Origin of the sequence: Cupriavidus sp. USMAA2-4 (assembly GCF_001854305.1) — a bacterium.
GTDB classification, from domain to species: Bacteria; Pseudomonadota; Gammaproteobacteria; order Burkholderiales; family Burkholderiaceae; genus Cupriavidus; species Cupriavidus malaysiensis.
The window spans coordinates 18,203-38,122 of record NZ_CP017750.1 but is presented as its reverse complement, the minus strand read 5'-3'; the positions used below and the strand labels follow the sequence as shown (position 1 = coordinate 38,122).

The following is a 19,920-nucleotide window of genomic DNA, read 5'->3' as shown; positions in this document are numbered from 1 at the left end:
CACTTTCTTGTTAATTCAAGAGAGTTTGTGCCTCCCAACCGGGAGGCATTTTTTTATGACAGGATCGTAATACGGTAAGCACCCGGTGAACCCGTCTTGCCAGCTAGGTGGCGCTGGGCGTCCAGCGATGCGGGAGCAGTTCGGCGATGTCGGCCGCCTTGTGGGTCGGCAGTCGCGTGAGGACGTCTTTCAGATAGGCGTAGGGATCGTGCCCGTTGAGCTTGGCCGATTGGATCAGGCTCATGACGGCAGCCGCGCGTTGACCGGCGCGCAGTGAGCCTGCAAACAACCAATTGGAGCGACCCAGGGCAACCGGCCGGATCTGTCGCTCGACGTGGTTGTTGTCGATGGGCACCGTCGGGTCGTCGAGGTAACGCACGAGAGCCGGCCACCGCTTGAGGCTGTAGTCAATGGCCCGCGCGATCGCCGAGCCGTCTGGGACGCGGCGTCGCTGTTCCTCGAGCCAGGCGTGCAGCCGCTCTAGAATCGGGCCAGCCCTTTGTTGCCGCGCTGCCAGGCGCTGGTCTGGCTCAGCATCCCGCACTTGCGCCTCGATCTCGTACAAGCTCACCATGTAGCGCAGTGCCTGGCCCGCCAATTCGCTCTTGTGCTTGTCGTGCAGTTCAAAGAACTTGCGCCGCGAATGGGCCATGCAACCGATCTCAGTGACGCCACCGTCGAAGCTGGCCTTGTAGCCGGCGAAGTCATCACATACCAGCTTGCCTTGCCACTGCCCCAGGAACGCGCGAGCGTGCTCGCCGCTGCGGCTGGGCGCAAACTGGTAAATCACCGCGCGCATCTTCTCGAACTCGCTCGGCGCATAGGCCCACAGGTAGGCGCGGTGCGTCTTGCCATTGCCGGGCGCGAGCATCTGCACTGGCGTTTCGTCGGCGTGCAGAACACCGTGGCTCAGAACCTCTTCTTGCAGGGCGTCCACCAGCGGTTGCAGACGCACGCCACAGATGCCCACCCACGCGCCCAGTGTCGATTGCGGGATGGCCAGACCGGCGCGCGCATAGATGCGCTCCTGCCGATACAGGGGAAGGTGGTCGCCGAACTTGGACACCAGCGTATGTGCCAGCAGTCCGGCCGTCGGGATGCCTTTGTCGATGACGTGGGGTGGCACCGGCGTCTGCACCAGCGTCTCACACTGATCGCACACCCATTTGCCGCGGATGTGACGCTCCACGGTGAACGTGCCCGGCGTGTAGTCCAGCTTCTCGCTGATGTCTTCGCCAATGCGCTTGAGCGCACACCCACAGGTGCAGGTCTCTGCGTCCGGCTCGTGGTGGATGTCGGTGCGCGGCAACTGCGGCGGCAATGCCTGGCGCTTGGGCTTGCTCTTGGCTTCAGATTTGGACGACGGCAGGAGCGCTTCCAGTTCGGTCTCAATCGCCTCGAGGTCTGCGTCAATGGCTTCGTCCAGCAGACTCGCCTGTTCAGATGTCAGTTGCTCGCTGCGCTTGCCGAACTTCCAGCGCTTGTGGATGGCCAGCTCGTGTGTGAGCTGGTCGATCTTGGCTTGCCGGTACCGCAACTCCCGGTCCTTCTCGCCGACCTGGGCCATCAACTGCGCAGCCAGTGTGCGCAGTTCGTCCGGGCTCAGGGCATCGAGGTTGGTGGGTAGGTTCATGCGGCGAGTCTGCCAGAACCCCAAGTCCTCTGGAAGGAAGCCAGTTTACGGCTTTGGGGGTATTACACGACCGTGATCGCGTGGTCGTGGGTGAGCGTCTGCCAAGGCAGCCCCGTCACCAGCGCACGCAATTGCTCGGGATTGAGCGCCGTGGCGATCGCCTGGTCGCCGTTCGTCCAGATGAAGCGCCCCTTGTTGAGGCGCCGCGCGGCCAGCCAGATGCCGAAGCCGTCGTAGACCAGCACCTTCATGCGCGTCGAACTCTTATTGGCAAACAGGTAGGCGTGGTGGGGGCGTGCCGCGCCGAACACCTTGACGACCCGCGCGAGGATCGTTTCGGTACCGGCGCGCATGTCCAGCGGCTCCACGGCCAACCAGATCGCGTCCACCCGAATCAACGCAACCACCCTTGCAGCCACTGGGCGCACTGCGCTGCGGCCGATCCCGGCCAGCGAAGACTGATCGTCGTCGCGCCACGGCGGACTTCGATCTGGATGTCCGGCACGGCAGTGGTCGGCTCGCCGATCCGCAACGGGATGAACTCGCCTTGCGGCACCCTCATCAACTCGCGGTCCTCAGGCGCGCCATTCTTTGCTTCCTGCTCGGCGACCCAGCGCCGCAGCAGATTCGCATTGAGGCGATGGTGCAGGGCTATCGCCGCGATCGAAACACCCGGCTGCATGCACTCCTGCACTGCCTTGGCCTTGAACTCGGCGCTATGCCGACGTCGGCGCCGTATTGGCGCGCTCTCTTCGATAGTGTCCACGTGTCCACCTAGAACTAGATGGACACGATGCTCCTTGCTACGCGGGTCCCCTTCAAGACGGGTTCACCGGGTGCTTACGTAATACGCGGGTAATTCAGTGGAGCAGGTCCGGTAGCTAGACTGTGAACACGGTGAGCGATTAGAGACTCACAAACATTGACTCCGGAGAGATTCCATGAAGACGATTCACACTGCCCTGATTGCTGCTGCCCTCACGATTGCTGCCGCCGGCTCCGCCATCGCTGCTACCCCTGATGGCCAGATCCACCGTCCCCGCGACCCCTACACCGACGGCGGACGCGCCGCAGTCAACGACATTTACGCCGGCGGTGCACGCATCGACAAGCGCGACGTGTTCACCGACGGAGCACGCCTCGGCCAGCGTGACGTATTTACCGACGGCTCGCGTATTGGGCCGCGTGATGTGTTCACCGATGGCGCACGCGGAATTTGACGCAAGCCGTCCCTGAAACTCAGACCGACCTCTGTGGGGGAGCCAGGCACCCGTCAGTTGCTTGGCTCTTGGTGCTCTTTCGCTTTATCCCGATGGCGAAAGCTTCCGAAGCTTGCCCTCCCCGGAGGGCAAGCTTTTTTTCCCTCCATCGGCGTCAATCCGGTGCCGTTCATGATGCGGTGGCGCGTGCTACAACTTCCCATCGCCTCGTGTATTGCTAAGCGGCAGAACCGACGCCAATGACGATGAAAAAGGCCCCGCATTGTGCGGGGCCTGTAGTTCACCGGTTCAGCAACGTTCAGCCACCTGTGAAGAGGTCGCTTCTATCAATATAGACGCGCACGCCAGCGCTACCCGGCAGATCCGGCATCAACAAGCCAAGGTCCACACTCGTATCCCTGACCATCTGGGCGAAGGTCCATGCGACGATCTTCTCGCCGGCCCGAAACGCCACCGTCTCGCCAGAGTCCACGTTGACATACCGCATCCCTGGCTTCACGTCGATAATGCGACTGGCCTGAGATTGGCCGGCTGGATCGCCATACAAGGTCGCGTGACGCTTCGCCATCGCCTGCGCCGTCGCCGTCGACGCAGGCACGCCCGGTTTCAACCCGGTCATTTCCAAAGCATACGAAGCCGACATCCCACCCAACAGCAACGCCGCAAACAGCAAGGCGTGTTTCTTCGTTTTCATAGTCATCTCCTTTCTAGAGACTTCGTTGATCTATGAAAACGAGTGTATAAATTGTACGCATGCTGCAGCCTTGCCCGGCGATTACAAATAGGCAATCGGGCTCATTGCACCACTCTACCCAACGACTGGTCGGTCCTGACTCGGCCTACCCACCGAAACCCGCGCTGAGGCTTCAGCACCGTTGAGCGGGAAGCGCAATGTAAAGCGTGTCTTCCCATCCAAGCCGCTCACGGCTGACGCGTCGCCGCCATGGAGCTCCATGATCGACAGGACGATGGCCAGGCCCAGCCCCGTGGACTGTGACGAGTTGGATCTCGCCCTATCCCCACGGAAGAACCGATCAAAGATGAGGGAAAGTTCCCGCTCCGGGATTGGGTCTCCAACGTTCGTGATGTCGATGCAACAATGTGCCGCTTCGCGGCGCACCACCAGATCTATCATCGAATTCGGCCACGCATGACGGACCGCATTTGACAGAACATTGTTGATCGCACGCTGGAACAGAATGGCATCAGCGACCAGGGTGGCATCCCCGCTTACCCTGATTACGACGCTTCGCTCCTCTGCAAGCACCGAAAAGTAGGCGGACAACTTGCGAAGTTCTGCATTCAACTGGAGTTCCGTCAACTCGAGCGCCACATTGGCACTGTCAGCTCGCGCGAGGAACAACATCGCATCGATCATCCTCGCAAGTCGCTGGTATTCGACCAGGCTTTCCTCCACCAAGGCGACATACTCGGGCCCGGTGCGGTCTCGTGACAAGGCGACCTCGGCATGTCCAATGAGGTTGTTAAGCGGCGTGCGCAAATCATGGGCAAGATCGGCGGAGAACCGCGACAGCTTCTGATAACCATCCTCGAGGCGTTGCAGCATCGCATTGAACGCAGAGGCGATATCACGCACTTCGGTGGGCTTGGGTGGCATGTCCACCCGGTAGCTCAGCCGTTCCACACTGATCCGGTTGATCTGCTTGATAAGTACGTGCGCCGGCTCCAGCTCACGGCGCGTAATGGCCGCCCCCACCAGGGCCGTCAATATCACACCGACGGTGGTACCAAGCACGAGCGTCGTCCGGAATCGCGCAGTCACCTGCTTCCTGTCCTCGCCAGACTTCGCCACGAACACCGTCGCCCGCGTACCGTCTCGCCCCAACACCGCATCGGCGGACTGGAACATGAGCGATGACTTTCCCGTGACCGCCGCTTGGTCAGTGCCTTCCAGCAATGCATCGTTGCCCGTGCGAAACAAAAGCCGGCCATCCAGCGCCGTGACGCGAACGATGAGGTCCGAGTAACCTCGCACCAGATCATCGAAGCGATGCTGCGCCGCCGGGACGCCCTGCACCCCGTCCACCTCGCGCAAGAAATGCTCGACCTGTTCGAGTTTTCCCTTTACAACCTCATCGTCTCTGGCCTCGAGTTGCGCGGCGAGCGAGTAGTAAGCAAAGGCGCCCATGCTGGCCAGCGCGATAGACAGTACCAATGCAAAGAAGAGCCCAAGCCGCCTCGTCAGTGACAGCGGGGTTATCGAAGTCCCGGGCCTCATTCCGTCACCGGCCGCGCTCTGGGTCGAGGACATAGCCCATTCCCCGTACGGTATGGATCAGCTTTTGATCGAAGGGATCATCCACCTTGGATCTCAGGCGCCGGATCGCGACGTCAACGACATTGGTATCCGTGTCGAAGTTGACGTCCCAGACCTGGGACGCGATCGTGGTTCGCGACAGCACCTCCCCTCTCCGGCGCATGAGCAGGTGCAACAGCGAGAACTCCTGATTCGTCAATTCAATGCGGGTAGTTCCCCGGAATACCCGCCTTCCAAGCACGTCGATGTCCAGATCGGCAATGCGCAATCGCTCGGACTCCTTCGAGGTGCTTTGGCGCAAGCAACGCCGGATACGGGCAAGGAGCTCGGCAAAGGCGAAGGGCTTGACCAGGTAATCGTCTGCCCCCAACTCGAAGCCTCTGACACGATCCGCCACATCATCCAGCGCCGTCAGAAACAGTACGGGTGTCTCGGACTTGGATCGAATGGACTTGATGACCGTCCACCCGTCCATACCTGGCAGCATGACGTCCAGGATGATGACGTCGTAGTCGGTCTCTTCCGCCATGTGGAGCCCATCGCCACCATTGTTCGCGATGTCGACCACGAAACCCGACTCCGACAATCCCTTCTGCAAATACTCCGCAGTACGCGGTTCGTCTTCTACAACAAGTACCCGCACCTTAGTTTCCTCCTGCAGCAAGCGACTTCGATCCGACCAGTGCTGGCGATGCATTGAAATGCTGAGCTGCATCCGCTTGTTCGCATGGTGCCAGTTCGAACTGAATGGTCACGTGCGTGATATCGAATTTGTCAGCCAGCATCTGCTTCAATTCCGGTAGCACTTCCATTTCCGGGTTGACGGCCGTGTCATTCACGACATGAACCGTCAAGCTCGCCTTGCCGCTGGTAAGTGCCCAGATGTGGAGGTCATGGAAGCTTTTTACCCCGGGCGTCGCCAGAATTTGCTTCTCAACCTCTGCCAGATCCACGTCATCGGGTACGCCTTCGAGCAGCACATTCAGGCTCGACTTCAGCAGGATCCACGTGCGAGGCAGTACCCAGAGGCCGATCAGCACCGCAATGGCGGAGTCGACCCACGCCCAGCCCGTGAAGCGGATGATGATCGCACCGGCGATGACGCCAACCGACCCGAGCAGATCGCTCCAGACTTCCAGATAAGCACCCTTCACGTTCAGGCTGCTGCTTTGCCCGGAGGACAGCATGCGCATGCTGATGAGATTGATGATCAGGCCCAGCACAGCCACGACGAACATGCCGGTTGACTCAATCTGAGGTGGCGATTTCAGCCGCAGGTAGGCTTCGTACAGGATGTAGATAGCCACACCGAACAGCAGCAATGCGTTAAAGGCCGCGGCAAGAATCTCAAAACGGTAGTAGCCAAATGTCCGCTTCTTGTCCGCGGGTCGCTTGGCGATCGCAATAGCAGCCAGTGCGATGGCCAGTGCGACGGTGTCCGTGAGCATGTGCGCGGCGTCGGAGATCAACGCCAGGCTCTTCGTCATGACACCACCGACCACTTCGGCAATCAGGAACGTACCGGTCAGCGCAAGGGCGATCTTGAGCGATCGCTCGTTGCCACCGGGATGGTCGTGTGAGTGACCTGCGCCCATAGAAACTCCTATAAAAATTGGGCGGTACGATGACCGCCCAAGGATTTACGTCATGCAGGCTGGCGGCCTTGATCCGGTTGATGCGTCTGAGTGACTGGCTCGCGAGTATCTTCCGCGTCCTCATCCTTGCGGTGAGCAAGTCGATAGAGCACCGGCAACACCAGTAGGGTCAGCGCCGTGGACGACAAGATGCCACCGATTACCACCGTTGCGAGGGGACGTTGCACCTCAGCGCCCGTACCGGTGGCGATGGCCATCGGCACGAAACCCAGGGATGCCACCAGGGCCGTCATCAGCACCGGACGCAGTCGCGTCAGGGCGCCAACTCGGACCGCGCTGTCGAGGGAATGCCCTTCTTCGCGCAGCGATCGGATAAACGACAGCATCACCAGACCATTGAGCACCGCCACCCCGCACAGCGCGATGAAGCCCACCGCTGCAGTAATGGACATCGGAATGCCGCGTATCCACAGGGCAAGAATCCCGCCAGTCAGCGCAAAGGGAATGCCCGTGAAGACTAGCAAGCCATCCTTGATGTTGTTGAACATCGCAAACAACAGTACGAAGACCAGCAACAGCGCCACCGGCACTACCACCTGCAGGCGGGTGGTGGCGGACTGCAGTTGCTCAAAGGTGCCACCCCATGTCATCCAGTAGCCAGCCGGGATCTTGACCTGGCTTTGGATAGCCGCTTCCGCCTCGGGCACGAATGAACCAATATCACGTCCACGAACGTTGGCACTGATCACGATGCGGCGCTTGCCGTTCTCGCGCGAGATCTGGTTCGGGCCGGGCGCCATTTCCAGCGTCGCCACCTCGCTCAATGGGATAAACGTCGTTCTCGCGTCCACTCCTTTTGGCAACGGAATCGGCAATCGGCGCAGAGCCTCGACCTCGCCGCGCACAGCTTCGGGCAGGCGGACCACGATATCGAAACGACGATCGCCCTGGAAGAAGGTTCCGGAATCACGGCCTCCGACGCCCGTTGCCACCGCGTCTTGCACGTCGCTCATGTTAAGCCCGTATCGCGCCGCCTTCTCCCGATCGATCTTGACCGTCAGCATCGGCAAGCCGGTGGTCTGTTCTACCTTCACCTCCTGCGCGCCGGGGATGCCCTGCAGCACGGCCGATACCTTCTTCGCCGTCTCGCTGAGCACGTTGTTGTCATCGCCGAAGATCTTGACTGCGACGTCCGAGCGGACCCCGGAGATCAGCTCGTTGAACCGCAGCTGGATCGGTTGGGAGAACTCGTAGTTGTTCCCGGGGATCTTGCCGGCTTCCTCCTGGATGGCGGACAGCAGTTCGGCATGTGTTTTCTTCGGCTCTGGCCAATCCTTCTCAGGCTTGAGCATGATGTAGCCATCCGAAATATTCGGCGGCATCGGATCGGATGCAATCTCCGCCGTACCTGTCCGCGCAAACACGCGCTCGATTTCGGGGAATTTTGCCTTGAGGGTCGTCTCGATCGTCTTCTGCATCTCCACGGACTGCGACAGGCTCGTGCCAGGAATGCGCAGCGCCTGGATGGCAATGTCGCCTTCGTTCAGATTGGGGATGAACTCGCTGCCCAGGCGGGCCGCAATGGCCACGCACAGAACAATTGACACCGCGGCAAACGTCAATACAACGGCCGTGTTCGCGAGCGACTTTTCCAGCAGCGGCTCGTAGCGACGCTTCGCCCAGAGCATGAGACGATTTTCTTTCTCGGCCACCCGTTCGCCGATGAACAAGGCGACCGCAGCCGGAACGAACGTCACGGACAGAATCATCGCGCCCAGCAGCGCCAGGACGACCGTGAACGCCATCGGGTGGAACATCTTGCCTTCCACCCCCGTCAGCGCAAAGATCGGCAGGTAGACGATCATAATGATGAGCTGACCGAAGATCAGTGGGCGACGCGCCTCCTTCGCTGCGGCAAACACCTCATGGAACCGCTCGGAGCGCGTCAATGGCCGGCCATGGTGTTCCTGCGCATGCGCCAGTCGCCTCACACAGTTTTCGACAATCACCACCGCGCCATCGATGATGATGCCGAAGTCGAGCGCGCCCAAGCTCATCAGGTTCGCACTGATCTTGTAGTTCACCATCCCCGTGAAGGTGAACAACATCGCCAGCGGAATGATCGTCGCGGTAATCAGCGCCGCGCGGATGTTACCCAGGAAAAGGAACAGAATTACGATGACGAGCACCGCGCCTTCAAGAAGGTTCTTCTTGACGGTCGCAATGGCCTTGTCGACCAGACGTGTCCGGTCGTATACCGTTACGATCTTCACACCTTCCGGCATCGTACGGTTAATGGAAGCGACCTTTTCATCGACCGCTTTTGACACAGCCCGGCTGTTTTCGCCGATGAGCATGAATACCGTGCCCAGCACAACTTCCTTGCCATTCTCGGTTGCCGCACCGGTACGCAGTTCCTTGCCAATCTCCACATCCCCGATGTCGCGAATGCGGATCGGCTGCCCCTGCGCTGTACCGACAATAATGTTGCGGATGTCGTCTTCGGACGCAACCTGACCCGGCGCACGAACCAGATACTGCTCGCCCCTACGCTCGATGTAGCCCGCACCCACGTTGTCGTTGTTCTTGTTCAGCGCATTGACGACGTCGGTCAGCGTCAGCCCGTACGACGCTAGCCGTTCAAGACTCGGCGCGACCAGGTACTGCTTGTTGAAACCACCGATAGTATTGATCTCGGTGACACCGGGCACGTTACGCAGTTGCGGCCGTACCACCCAATCCTGGATTTCGCGCAAATCTGTCGGCGTATAGGCAGTCCCGTCAGCTTTGCGAGCACCCTCTTCGGCTTCAACGGTCCATAGATAGATCTCCCCGAGGCCGGTCGAAATAGGCCCCATCGCCGGCACAACGCCTTCAGGCAGATTGTCCTTGGCTTCCTGGATGCGCTGGTTGACGAGTTGGCGCGCGAAATAGACGTCCGTGCCATCCTTGAAGATGACCGTCACCTGCGACAAGCCATAGCGGGACAGGGAACGCGTCTGTTCGAGTCCCGGCAGGCCGGCCATCACGACCTCGATCGGATACGTAACACGCTGTTCGGTTTCGAGCGGTGAATAGCCTGGTGCCGAGGTATTGACCTGAACCTGAACGTTGGTAATGTCAGGGACCGCGTCGATCGGTAGTCGGTTGTAGCTGAAAATCCCTAACCCGGCCATTCCAAACACGGCGAGCAGGACCAGCCATCGCTGCTGGATGGCGAAACTAATGATACGTTCAAACATTGCTGTTTCCCCCGTATCAATGGCCGTGTTCGGCGCTGGATTTGCCAAGTTCGGCCTTCAGAACAAAACTGTTGGCGGCGGCGTAACGTGCGCCCGGCTTCAGGCCCTCGACAATCTCGATGACCTTGCCGTTTGTCCGGCCGACCTTCACCGGCTGCGGCACGAATCCACCTTGAACCGCGACAAAGACTACGCTCTCGCCATTGACGTCCTGGACGGCCTCGGTCTTCACCGCAACGGGCACCTCGACATCAGCACCGAATACGTCGACCGTGACGAAGAGACCCGGTCGCCAAGCCATCTGTGGATTGGTCAATGTTACGCGGGCCTTCGCCGTCCGCGTCTGCTCGCCCAGCAGCGAACCCACGTATGAAACGGTGCCATCTGCCTTCACATCGGACGATGCCGAATTGATCGACGCCTTTTCGCCGATGCGCACCCGCTCGACATCCTTGGCAGACACCACGAACTCGGCCCAGACGGACGACAGATCCGACAGCGTGAACACGTTGGCGTTGTCCGCCACCGCTTCCCCAAGCGAGATATGCTTTTCAACGATCATGCCGTCGAACGGTGCGCGCAGCTCGTAGCGATTGAGTGCCGTCGAGCTGTTGCTGGCGCCAATGGCGGTCAGCTTCTGCTGCGCGTTCTGGACACTGATCTGCGCTTCCTGCAGCGCGTTGCGGGCGCTCAGATAATCTTGCTCCGCAGAGATCTTCTGTTCCCAGAGCTTCTTCTCGCGGTCATAAGTGACACGCGCCAGATCCAGACGTTTCTGTGCTGCGAGCAGTTCGCTGCGCTGGTCAGAAAGTCCGGTGCTCGCGATGACCGCGAGAACCTGTCCCTTCTTAACCTGTTGCCCAATATTGGCCGGAACGCTCTCTACGACGCCAGCCAGTCGCGGCACCACGTGGGCTGTCTTGTCTTCGTTGAAACGGATTTCGCCGGGGAACTGGACGCCAGCCTGGACCTTTGCCGAGCCCGCGGTTTGAACCACTACCCCTGTCTTGGCCAGCTGGTCCGCTGTCAACTCAATCTTGCCTTCCTCTTTCGAGAGCCGCACGGCGAGTGGCGAAGACGAACCGGGCAAGGTCACATTTGCGGTCACGTCAAAGACATGGGGCTCGGCAACTGGCTGTTGGCTTTCCAGCGCGTCGCCAGACACCACGAACTTGAGCGCTTGAGACTCGCCCGTAGCCCGCACGAGCTGGCCTGTCGCTGCCACGCCATTTGCCACCGCCTTCCCAGACTTGCTAACCCAGAGCCGAATACGGGCCTCGCCCTTGGATTCGGCCGTGCCAATTTCGACGTCATAGCCATCACGCGAAAAGAGCGCGCCACCATTGGGGCCCTTCTTGACCTCGTGATGCTCGCCGTCGCCGTGTGACTTGTCATCCTTGTGGTCGGCTTCCGCCGCCTGCTTGCCATGGTGCTCGGTGTCGCCATGCCCCTTGGATTCCGAGTGCCCACCCTGCTCTTCCGGCGCAGAGCGCCCGCTCAGCAGAACGCCACCAGTCGCGACGCCGCCCACCAGTACGATGGCCGCAATGGCAGCCTTTTGTTTGTTCGAAATAGCCATGTTTTATGAATCCCGTCTTAACGTCCCAGAATGCGATCGATCGTGGTCGCCGCCTGATAGGTTTGTCCAAGCACGCCGAGATAGCGGATGCGTGCCTGGAACAGCGTGCGCTGGGCATCCAGGACGTCCAGATAATTGAACTTGCCGGCCTCGAAGCCAATGGTCGCCGCGTTGAAGGCTTGCTCGGCGCCTGGCAAGACGGTCTGCTTCAGCGTTTGTGCCGAGGCGCGCGATACCGACAGCTGGTTCGATGCCATCAGGAGATTTCGGGTCAGGCTGATGCGATTGGCCAGATATTCATCCTGGGCCTTGTCCGCCTGGCGAATGGCCGAATACAAGTTGCCCTGATTCCGGTCAAAAATCGGCAACGGGATCGCCACACCGATCACCGCCATGTTGCGGTTGGCTTCTGTATCTCGCTTGGCACCCAGACTGACTGTCAGATCCGGATACTGGCGGCTGCGCTCAACGCCCACCAATGCCTGGCGGCGGTCAAGTTCAGCGCGGCTTGCGGCCACCAGCGGTGAGTTTTCCAGCTCCTTCAGAAGGAGTTCAGGCGCCGGCCTGGATGGCAGCGCGTCCAGATTGCCCTGTGCTTCGGTAAACTGCGGCGATGCATTGCCCCACAACGCCGTCAACGCCTGACGGGCGGACTGCAGGCTCGCCGTTGCTTCGGCCAATTCAAGTTCGGCGTTGGCCTGTTCGACACGTGCCTTAGTTTCGTCAACCGGGGAGATCTTGCCGGCCGCGACGCGGCGTGAAGCGGCTTGCGCGCCCCTCGCAGCGATATCCGCGGAGCCAGTTGCCAGCTTGACGCGTTCCTGTGCGATCAAGACGGAAAAAAAGCTCTCGATTACCTGCGCCCGAATGTCACCGCGAACGCCAGCCAGCGTTGCCTGCGCCAGTTCGCGCGTCCTTTCCGCGGCATTGATACGAGCCGAGCGCTTGCCGCCCAGTTCGATGGGGATATTCATCTGGGCGGTGGATGTACGGGTGGATTTCCGCGTGTCCTCGACCAGCGTCTGGAGTTCCGGGTTCGGAATAACCCGGGCCTGCATGATCCCACCTTCTGTGGAATCGAGTTCCTTGGCGGCGGCGGACAGGTTGAAATTGCTTCCTGCCGCCAGCGACAACGCGGCCTCGAGGGTCAACGGTCCCGCCGCTTCCCTTGGGAAGACGGGCACCATGGACGTGCCGGTGTCAGATTGCGCTACGGCAAAGTTTGGGCTGAGAAATGCTACCGCCAGCCCGAGCGGCAGAAATAGTCTTCGCATCGAATTGCACCAAGGTATGTGACCAGGAGAATTCGGCGAGAGACGAAAGGAGAAAAAGAGTCGTCGTCTCGCCGATCAAGCGAGACGCTGCCACTGAGGACGGTCGGGAGCCCTGGCATTCAGAGACGAGAACTCGGACGCATGTTGAGTATCGGTCACTTCTACCCGATTCGCTATCAACACGTCCTGCGTCTGTCCATAGACGAACGGGAGGGAGACCAGATGGCATACCCCGCAGTCTGTATCCACGAATGGCTTTTTCTCGGCATCCGTTTTACCTTCCGGCTGCTGATGACGATGCTCGTGGTGCCCAAGGTGCCAAGTGGCCGTGGCTTTCTCGTGCTGACAATAGCGTGCCGCTGCCGCCCAGGAAAACTGGAACGGCAAAATGAGCAGCACGAAGATCAGAACGAAACGTCGCATTCCTTGGGAGACTGTGCGGGGGGCTTGGGGTTGAAGTACTAACGGCTGGGCCGTCGCCGAAGTTTACATGAATCCTCGATCACCAGCATTAAGAGCAGATTACGATTATCGCTTTCGCCTGCTCGTTTTGGGGTGCCGCTTTCGCCCCTCATCAGTCTTACGCTTGGGGGCGGGCCCATGCTTCCACCGCAAATAGACAGCGAACCCCACATACAGGACGATCAGGCCGACCAGCATCACGAGCATGCTCTCGACAACAGAATCGGAGACGTGAGCGTAGTGCATGGCTGTACGTGTATGCGGAGTTGCCCGCATCAGGCAAGCGTCACGACCGCCCGGAGGACGCCGGCGTCATGGAACAAATCAAACGACTCCACGACCACCGACAGGCCGAGAAACCAGACCGAGTCCGCAATATTGCGTTGAAAGGAAGACACATGGACCGTCCATGTCGACTCCCCCCTATACAGCGACAGACGGGGAAAGAACGCTGGTGTACGGCGTGCGTATTCGGCGAATTCCGGGAAGGCGGAAGCCAGAAAGCGGTCTTCCGTCCGGATGACAGCCGGGTACATCAGCGCAAATGCGAGCGCCAGGACTGCGGTAACCGCCAGCGACTCGGTCATCGCCCCTAGTCCGATAATGCCTAGCAAGTTGCAGACATAGAGCGGATGGCGACACAGTGAATATGGACCCGAGGTCACCAAGGTATTGTTCTTGCGCCCGGAAATGTACAACGCGCACCAGAGCCGCCCGACCGTGGCCAGGCTCACCCCCAACATCCCCAGCGTCAGCAGCAGCGGCGACACCCAGGTACCGTCCCAGCGAGAATGGCCAAAGACCAGACTTGCCAGGACAAACGTTACGACAACACGCCAAACGCCGATGCGGTGGCGTGTCAGGAAATTGTCCAGCGCCCTCGAGAGACCAGCGGGTTGGGACGGGGAGATTGAAGAATCGGTCATGCGGTTCGGGGGCTGGAGGAGAATGTCGCGCACTTCGAGTGGACACACTGGCGCGAAAACGAGCACTAATGGCCGGCATTCTAAGGTTGCCCTTCCGTTGTCAGGCTTTATTGCCGAAATGTAATACGTTGTTAATCTTGCCCCCGGGCCAGCGAATCCGGTTGTGTCATAGCTCGGCAATCTGACAGTCATCTTCTGCGACATAGACTGTCTTGGCCATTTTCAGGACACACCCAGAGACGCTCCGCAATGAACGACATCATCCGCACATTGAGCTCGGAATTCTCCGATCTCGCTAATGCTGCCGAGGCAGTACGTGCCGTCGTTCGAATGACCGTCTCTATCGTTTTGGGGGGCTTGCTGGGGTACGAGCGGGAGAGCTCGGGAAAATCCGCAGGCGTGCGCACTCACATGCTCGTCGCGCTGGGGGCATGCGTTTTTGTCGTGGTTCCCCTCCAGGCGGGCGTGCAGCTTGCCGACATGAGCCGCGTGCTTCAGGGTCTCACGTCAGGCATCGGATTCCTTTGTGCAGGGGCGATCCTGAAGCCGGACAATGAGACACACGTCAGGGGGCTCACAACTGCCGCGAGCATCTGGATTGCTGCCGCGATCGGCGTGGCCGCCGGCATGGGCCATGCGGTGACGGCCATCGTCGCGACTGCCTTCGCACTCATCGTGCTCAGAATCCTTCAAATGTCGAAGAAGTAAGACTCCCACTGCTCCCAAGCCACGTGCAGCGCGAATGCGCCAACTTCAGGTTCGGCCAGCATTTCCCAAACGTATGAGCGCGCTTAACAATACGCAAACTCCATCGCATGAGAATTTACCTGGATTACAACCTGTTTGCGTACCTTCACGAGGGCACGAACCCGGCTCTGCAAGCCAAAGTGAGCGCACTGTCCGATCGACATGAGTTTCCTTGCAGCCCGGCGCACATGGAAGAAATTGCCTCGGCGCTCGCAAGACCTTCGGATACTCCCCCGCTCGATCGGTTAGCGGCCGCTTTCTGCAAAATAGACGATGTTTCTCGAATTAGCCGGAACGTGCAATTGTCTCCGACGACGTTAGGCCCGATGGTTACGAAAGAAGAACAGCCTCTCGAGTGCTTTCTTCGGGTCATGCGGCACTATCGCAAAGAGCCGGTTGTCGAGAAGAACGACTGGTATACGCGGGACTCCGTAAAGAAGGGGTCACTTCAGAAAACGGAAAATATTGCACGCTAAGGCATGGAAGAGGACCACTGCTGTCCCCAGGGGCATTGGCCAGCCGATGGCAAGCAGGTAGAAACCAAAGTCGGGGGACTCCCGTTCTCAGAGATCGGCTAGCAGCAGGTAGGCGCGGTCGAGTTGCCGATGAGCTTCCTGCCGGCGATCCATCGCTTCTAGGGCGAGCAGGAGGTCCTCGGCCAGCTCGAAATCGCTTTCCTGGCATGCCCTTTCGAACACCGCAAAGACCTCTTCATACAACGTGCGCCCCGGAACGCCCATTTGACTAACCTCCGGCGGAAAATCCGATGCTCTCTGCCGACTTGGTCCTGCCACGCCGCAGGGGCTTCTGTCCCCCATGGTTAATATGGACGTTCCCACGGCAGGGAAGGTCAAGCATTTTTCCGGCCGCGGGCCGACCTATGGTTCGCAAGCCGCCGCGCGAGACGGTTAGTGCTCGCCCCCTACAGTTCGTCCAGCGACTAGTTACCCGCACCCGGGCGCAGCCGCACCACCAGCATCGCCGCCCACTGGATATGCGGCCAGGCCAGCGAATAGACGAATGTCTGGATCAGGGGTCCCCTTGATTTCGCCGCAATTTACCGGGGTAGCCACCCGTAGCAGCCATGCGGGTTCCAGGGTGATGCCCACCCTAAAACCCTAGTCAAATCAGTCACTTGCTGACTGGTCCTTTTCCCCTTGGTTTTGGAACGTTGACCGCCCCCGCCGCGCGGCCAAGCGCGCCCTGTGGCTGGAAGCCATTGTTTCCGCAAGATAACTAGATTTATCCGTCTTTGGTTTTCCCAAGCAACACATAAATGGCTTTTCTAACGTTAGGTATGTGCGTAAGATAGGCTGAAATGCGCCTCCGGAAACTGCCATGCCCCGCCTCGCCGCCACCCCCGACCAGATCCGCGCCACCGTGCTGGCCATGCTCACCGAGGCCGGCGACGCGGCGCCGCCCACGGCCGCACGCTTTCGCCGCGTGGTGTCGGTGCGCAAGCTGCGTGACCGCCTGGGCGGCGGTGACCCTGCAACGCTGTCGCGTACGCTCAACGCGATCGAGGCCGAGGTGGTGCGCTCGGGCCTGGCCGACCTCGCCCTGCCCGAGATTCCGGTCGAGATCGCCGAAGCGATGCGCGCGCTGTGGCAGGCCGCGGTCGCGGTGCAGCTCGACGACGTGGTGCGCCTGAAGCGCGAGGCGCAAGCCACAGCCGACACCGCCGAGGCCGCCCGCGCCGAGGCCGAACTGCGGGTCGAGCTGCTGCGGGCCGAACTGAGCGAGGTGCGCGGCCAGCTCGCCGCGCGCGACACCGCGCTGGCCGTAGCGTGCGCCGCCCAGGCGGCGGCGTGCGCGCGCGCCGATGAGCAAGCCGCACGCCGGGGCGAGCTCGAGGCGGCGCTGGCGACCGCCCAGGAGCGCGCCACGGCGGGCGAGCGCACCCACACCGAGGCGATCGCCACCACCCAGGCGCGCTACGAGGCGCTGTCGAAGCAGCTCCTGCAGGAAACCGCGCACCAGCGCGACGCGGTGCGGGCCGAGCGCGCGCAACTGGCCTCCCAACTCAAATTCGCCGAGCGGCGCATCGCCGCGCTGGAAGACGAGCGCGCACGACTCGACGCCGACCTGGCCAGCGAGCGGGCCGCGCGCCAGACCGCCGCGGGCGAGGCGAGCGCACTCAAGGCCGTCACCGCCAGCCAGCGCGCCCAGCTCGACGAGCTGCTGCGTGCGACCCTGGCCGCGGCGCCACCAGCGGCCAAGACGCGCGTGCCCAGATCGACGGGCAAGGCGGCCGCCAAGCGGACCGCCCAGTCATGAAGCCGGCCGACTGGATCGATACGGGCGCGGTGCCGCCGCGCCCACTGCCGGCCACCGTCGCGGCGGCCCTCGCCTACCTGGCGGAGGCACTCGGGCACCCGGTCTACGCGCACTGGACGCTGGCGCGCGTCAAGCGCCGCTATGGCTCGCTGGCCGACGCCAAGGCCGGGGTGATCGTACTTTTGGTGCTAAATCTGGCGGTTTGGTTTGAATTTCTCTTATAGATCAATGCCTTGTGCGGCAGCGCATTTCCCGGTTGCTGTTCCTTCCGGTGCAAAATCTGGCGCATTTCAGGCCAGCGCTGCTATCTCCTCGCGCCCCGTACTCACGGCACGTGCTTAAAAAATGGTTTCAGGCAGCGAATGCCTCGCCGAACTGCCGGGCCCGCTTGACATCATCGGTATGTAAGTAGATGGACGTGGTCGAAATTGAGGCGTGGCGCAGGTTGTCGCGCACAGCGCTCAGTTCGACACCCTTGGCCAGCGCGTGGGTCGCGTGGGTGTGCCGCATCCAGTGTGGTGTCGCCCGGCGGAGCTTCTCTGCCAACGCTGGATGATCGCCTTCGATGATGTCCGCTGCGAGCCTGAAGAATCGGCGCATGACTTCCCACAGGCGCAGGGGCGTGATGCCGGTTTCACCACCATCCAGGCTACCGATTAAGGGCGTAGTGGGGTTCCAGCGAGCGCGGCTGACAGGGAGCTCGCGCTCCAGCAGGTAGCGTTCCAGCGCTGCCCGCGCCAAGGGCGTCAATGCGACCCTAGCGGGCTTGCCACCTTTGCCGACCAGGTGCAGCCAGTGATCGCCCAAGGCGTCGGCGTCGAGGTGACGCAACGCGGCATTGGCCAGTTCGCTGATCCGCAGCCCGGTCGCGTATCCGAAATCCAGCAGGAAGCGAAGCCGTTGTGCGGCCGCAGCTTGCCAGCCGTACGACCACTCGAGGCCGTTGGCGATGGTCCGTACCAGCAGCCATTCGCCTTCGGTGAACGCGTGCGTGGTTTCCACGGCCATGGCACGCTGGCTGCCGCGCACCTTGATACCCGCAAATGGGTTGGCAAGCACATAGCGTTGTTCCACCAGCCAGCGGAACAAGGCGCTGAGTACGGCCAGCGCATGTGCGACCGAGCGCGCCGAGAGGTTATCGACAAACGGGCGCCAGTCCGGCGACGTGCGTGGCCGTGGTGGTCCGACCCAGCGCTCGCGCGGCGTGGGTCTGCGCAAAAATGCCCGATAGTCGGTCGCATCCTTGGTCGTCAAGGATGAAAGGGCCTTCCCTCGCGCTACGATGGCCCACAGGATCAGCCGTTCGGCTTCCTTGCGGTAGGCGCGCTGCGTGGCCGGCGATTCGTGCAGGGCCAGCCAAGCCTGGATGGCCTCGTAATCATTGTCCACACCCAGAATGCAGGTCGACAGCGGAGCGCGGAAGGCGCCGGCGGAGCCGTCGACCTCGTGGGGCAGCCGCAGGTGTTCCCACGGCGTCACGATGGACCGTCGGTCGGCGACGATCAAAGCGCGGGCACGTTCGGTTAGCACCGGGTGTGCGGCAAAGAATGCCTCGATCTGGCGGGCGCTGGTGACTCCGAGCCCCGGCACGGCGGTCCACCACTGTCGCCGGCGGGGGATTCGAACGGTTAGGTCGGCCAGAGTGTTGATGCCAGCGGCCTGCAGCGCGCGTACGGCGCGCGCTGGCAGCCACTGTGCCACGGCATCGCTGATCTGTGGCGAAGGCGCGGGGGTTACACGCAGTTGCTCGATGGCCGCCGCAGCTGCCCGGGCGTAGCCCACGCGCTCGGTGGCAGAGCACACGAAGACTTCCGCCAGGTCGGGGCGCTGGCGCTGCCGGGCATACTGAACGAGTTGGCGCCGGATCGCTCCGATGATGCCTCTTGCCGATTGGCCATCGCCAATCCGATCACGCAGGTAGCGGTCGGCCGACTCACGCGAGGAAGCGCCCTCGTACCAGGCGCGCAGCGTGGCAAGAGCGGCGGGGTCGGGCAGGCCATCGGGAACAGTTAGGCGTCGGGGCATTTTGTGTGGAGCAAGTTACGTACCAAGATATTGGTACAGAGATAATAACTCTTATCTCTGTACCCATGATTCGAAACGTTGCCGAGGCATGGGCACACCTGTCCCTGGGGCGCGCGAGGCGGCATTGGGGGGAGGGTCGGCGGGCATGGGCTAGAATCGGCTGTGGGCTACAACGCCCGTCACGAACCGTGGGCGGGGCCGAGCAGACTGCCCGCCGTTATCTTCCCCCGCCATGCCAATCGCCTATCCTGGGGCCCAATCCTTGCGCGAGCGCGCCGACGCAGTCCTGTGGATCAAGTCACAGATGGCCCGGCTCGGGCTGAGCTATGAGCAACTCCTGGCGGCAGGCTGTTTCGCGGCGCCCGGCGTAGCCGGAGGCTCTGCCTCAGGCGTCATCAAATTTCGGGACGCCGCTGGCCACGCCTGGAATGGCGTGGGCGACCTGCCGGATTGGTTGCAGCGCGCGGTCAATGCGGGGCAGTCGATCGAGCATTTCCGCGCAGAGCAAAAGGTATAGCTTGGCGGAGGGCCGTACCCGACCCGTTACCGCCGCTGATCACACAGCATGTCAACGACCACTTGTTGAGTGGAAGCGGCCGTCCAATGCCGTTGTGGTGAAGCAACCAATGGCGACACCGACGCATATCGCGACACAGGATCGA

20 protein-coding genes are annotated in these 19,920 nt (G+C 61.3%); 6 read left to right on the top strand and 14 right to left on the bottom strand.

Annotation, left to right across the window (positions count from 1 at the left end):
* Positions 1-103: 103 nt before the first annotated feature.
* The 3 genes from tnpC to tnpA form a co-directional block, all read right to left on the bottom strand.
* On the bottom strand, positions 104-1,633 hold the full coding sequence (gene tnpC / locus BKK79_RS36335) for an IS66 family transposase (RefSeq protein WP_009238807.1): 1,530 nt from the start codon (positions 1,631-1,633) through the stop codon (positions 104-106).
* Between the two features lie 62 nt (positions 1,634-1,695).
* The gene (gene tnpB, locus BKK79_RS36330) at positions 1,696-1,986 is read right to left on the bottom strand and encodes an IS66 family insertion sequence element accessory protein TnpB (protein WP_004633551.1); all 291 of its coding nucleotides are present in this window, start codon (positions 1,984-1,986) and stop codon (positions 1,696-1,698) included.
* Positions 1,987-2,027: 41 nt separating this feature from the next.
* Positions 2,028-2,399, bottom strand: coding sequence for an IS66-like element accessory protein TnpA (gene tnpA / locus BKK79_RS36325; protein WP_004633552.1), 372 nt, complete (start codon positions 2,397-2,399; stop codon positions 2,028-2,030).
* A 175-nt stretch (positions 2,400-2,574) separates the two neighbouring features.
* Here tnpA and BKK79_RS36320 point away from each other — a divergent pair, with 175 nt between their 5' ends.
* Positions 2,575-2,853, top strand: coding sequence for a hypothetical protein (locus BKK79_RS36320; RefSeq protein WP_008646716.1), 279 nt, complete (start codon positions 2,575-2,577; stop codon positions 2,851-2,853).
* Between the two features lie 298 nt (positions 2,854-3,151).
* On the opposite strand, the gene czcE is transcribed toward BKK79_RS36320, so the two are convergent.
* The 9 genes from czcE to czcN form a co-directional block, all read right to left on the bottom strand.
* Positions 3,152-3,553, bottom strand: a complete 402-nt coding sequence (gene czcE, locus BKK79_RS36315; RefSeq protein ID WP_011514820.1) for a copper-binding periplasmic protein CzcE — start codon at positions 3,551-3,553, stop codon at positions 3,152-3,154.
* A 108-nt stretch (positions 3,554-3,661) separates the two neighbouring features.
* Positions 3,662-5,092 (bottom strand): sensor histidine kinase CzcS, encoded by a 1,431-nt coding sequence (czcS, locus tag BKK79_RS36310; RefSeq protein WP_011229349.1) that lies wholly within the window; start codon positions 5,090-5,092, stop codon positions 3,662-3,664.
* 4 nt (positions 5,093-5,096) lie between these two features.
* On the bottom strand, positions 5,097-5,774 hold the full coding sequence (gene czcR / locus BKK79_RS36305; protein ID WP_008646724.1) for a heavy metal homeostasis two-component system response regulator CzcR: 678 nt from the start codon (positions 5,772-5,774) through the stop codon (positions 5,097-5,099).
* A 1-nt stretch (position 5,775) separates the two neighbouring features.
* Positions 5,776-6,726 carry a cation diffusion facilitator family transporter gene (locus BKK79_RS36300; protein WP_004635344.1) on the bottom strand — a complete coding sequence of 317 codons (951 nt, stop codon included), beginning with the start codon at positions 6,724-6,726 and terminating at the stop codon, positions 5,776-5,778.
* A gap of 50 nt (positions 6,727-6,776) precedes the next feature.
* Positions 6,777-9,968: a heavy metal efflux RND transporter CzcA gene (gene czcA, locus BKK79_RS36295; RefSeq protein ID WP_004635342.1), complete on the bottom strand. Its 3,192-nt coding sequence runs from the start codon at positions 9,966-9,968 to the stop codon at positions 6,777-6,779.
* Positions 9,969-9,984: 16 nt separating this feature from the next.
* Positions 9,985-11,547: a heavy metal efflux RND transporter CzcB gene (gene czcB, locus BKK79_RS36290; RefSeq protein ID WP_004635340.1), complete on the bottom strand. Its 1,563-nt coding sequence runs from the start codon at positions 11,545-11,547 to the stop codon at positions 9,985-9,987.
* 17 nt (positions 11,548-11,564) lie between these two features.
* Positions 11,565-12,821, bottom strand: a complete 1,257-nt coding sequence (gene czcC, locus BKK79_RS36285) for a heavy metal efflux RND transporter CzcC (RefSeq protein WP_004635338.1) — start codon at positions 12,819-12,821, stop codon at positions 11,565-11,567.
* Positions 12,822-12,896: 75 nt separating this feature from the next.
* Positions 12,897-13,244 carry a CDF family cobalt-zinc-cadmium transporter CzcI gene (gene czcI, locus BKK79_RS40880; RefSeq protein ID WP_137924345.1) on the bottom strand — a complete coding sequence of 116 codons (348 nt, stop codon included), beginning with the start codon at positions 13,242-13,244 and terminating at the stop codon, positions 12,897-12,899.
* 314 nt (positions 13,245-13,558) lie between these two features.
* A complete protein-coding gene (gene czcN / locus BKK79_RS36270) occupies positions 13,559-14,209 on the bottom strand; it encodes a heavy metal efflux RND transporter CzcN (protein ID WP_020206397.1) in 651 nt (216 codons plus the stop codon).
* A gap of 249 nt (positions 14,210-14,458) precedes the next feature.
* On the opposite strand from czcN, the gene BKK79_RS36265 reads away from it, so the two are divergent.
* Together BKK79_RS36265 and BKK79_RS39725 are read left to right on the top strand one after the other, a co-directional pair.
* Positions 14,459-14,917 (top strand): MgtC/SapB family protein, encoded by a 459-nt coding sequence (locus BKK79_RS36265; protein ID WP_004635330.1) that lies wholly within the window; start codon positions 14,459-14,461, stop codon positions 14,915-14,917.
* A gap of 107 nt (positions 14,918-15,024) precedes the next feature.
* Positions 15,025-15,432: a hypothetical protein gene (locus BKK79_RS39725; RefSeq protein WP_004635327.1), complete on the top strand. Its 408-nt coding sequence runs from the start codon at positions 15,025-15,027 to the stop codon at positions 15,430-15,432.
* Between the two features lie 87 nt (positions 15,433-15,519).
* Here BKK79_RS39725 and BKK79_RS41345 read toward each other — a convergent pair whose 3' ends face one another.
* Positions 15,520-15,696, bottom strand: a complete 177-nt coding sequence (locus BKK79_RS41345) for a hypothetical protein (protein WP_004635326.1) — start codon at positions 15,694-15,696, stop codon at positions 15,520-15,522.
* A gap of 598 nt (positions 15,697-16,294) precedes the next feature.
* On the opposite strand from BKK79_RS41345, the gene BKK79_RS36260 reads away from it, so the two are divergent.
* Both BKK79_RS36260 and BKK79_RS36255 read left to right on the top strand, forming a co-directional pair.
* The gene (locus BKK79_RS36260) at positions 16,295-17,233 is read left to right on the top strand and encodes a DNA-binding protein (RefSeq protein ID WP_004635320.1); all 939 of its coding nucleotides are present in this window, start codon (positions 16,295-16,297) and stop codon (positions 17,231-17,233) included.
* Positions 17,230-17,457, top strand: a complete 228-nt coding sequence (locus tag BKK79_RS36255; RefSeq protein WP_071040582.1) for a hypothetical protein — start codon at positions 17,230-17,232, stop codon at positions 17,455-17,457. The genes BKK79_RS36260 and BKK79_RS36255 overlap by 4 nt, the downstream gene beginning before the upstream one ends.
* Before the next feature lie 127 nt (positions 17,458-17,584).
* On the opposite strand, the gene BKK79_RS36250 is transcribed toward BKK79_RS36255, so the two are convergent.
* Positions 17,585-19,258, bottom strand: a complete 1,674-nt coding sequence (locus tag BKK79_RS36250; protein WP_029306638.1) for a site-specific integrase — start codon at positions 19,256-19,258, stop codon at positions 17,585-17,587.
* Positions 19,259-19,490: 232 nt separating this feature from the next.
* On the opposite strand from BKK79_RS36250, the gene BKK79_RS36245 reads away from it, so the two are divergent.
* Complete coding sequence (locus tag BKK79_RS36245; RefSeq protein ID WP_017515957.1) at positions 19,491-19,775, top strand: H-NS family nucleoid-associated regulatory protein; 285 nt, start codon at positions 19,491-19,493, stop codon at positions 19,773-19,775.
* Positions 19,776-19,920 lie beyond the last annotated feature (145 nt).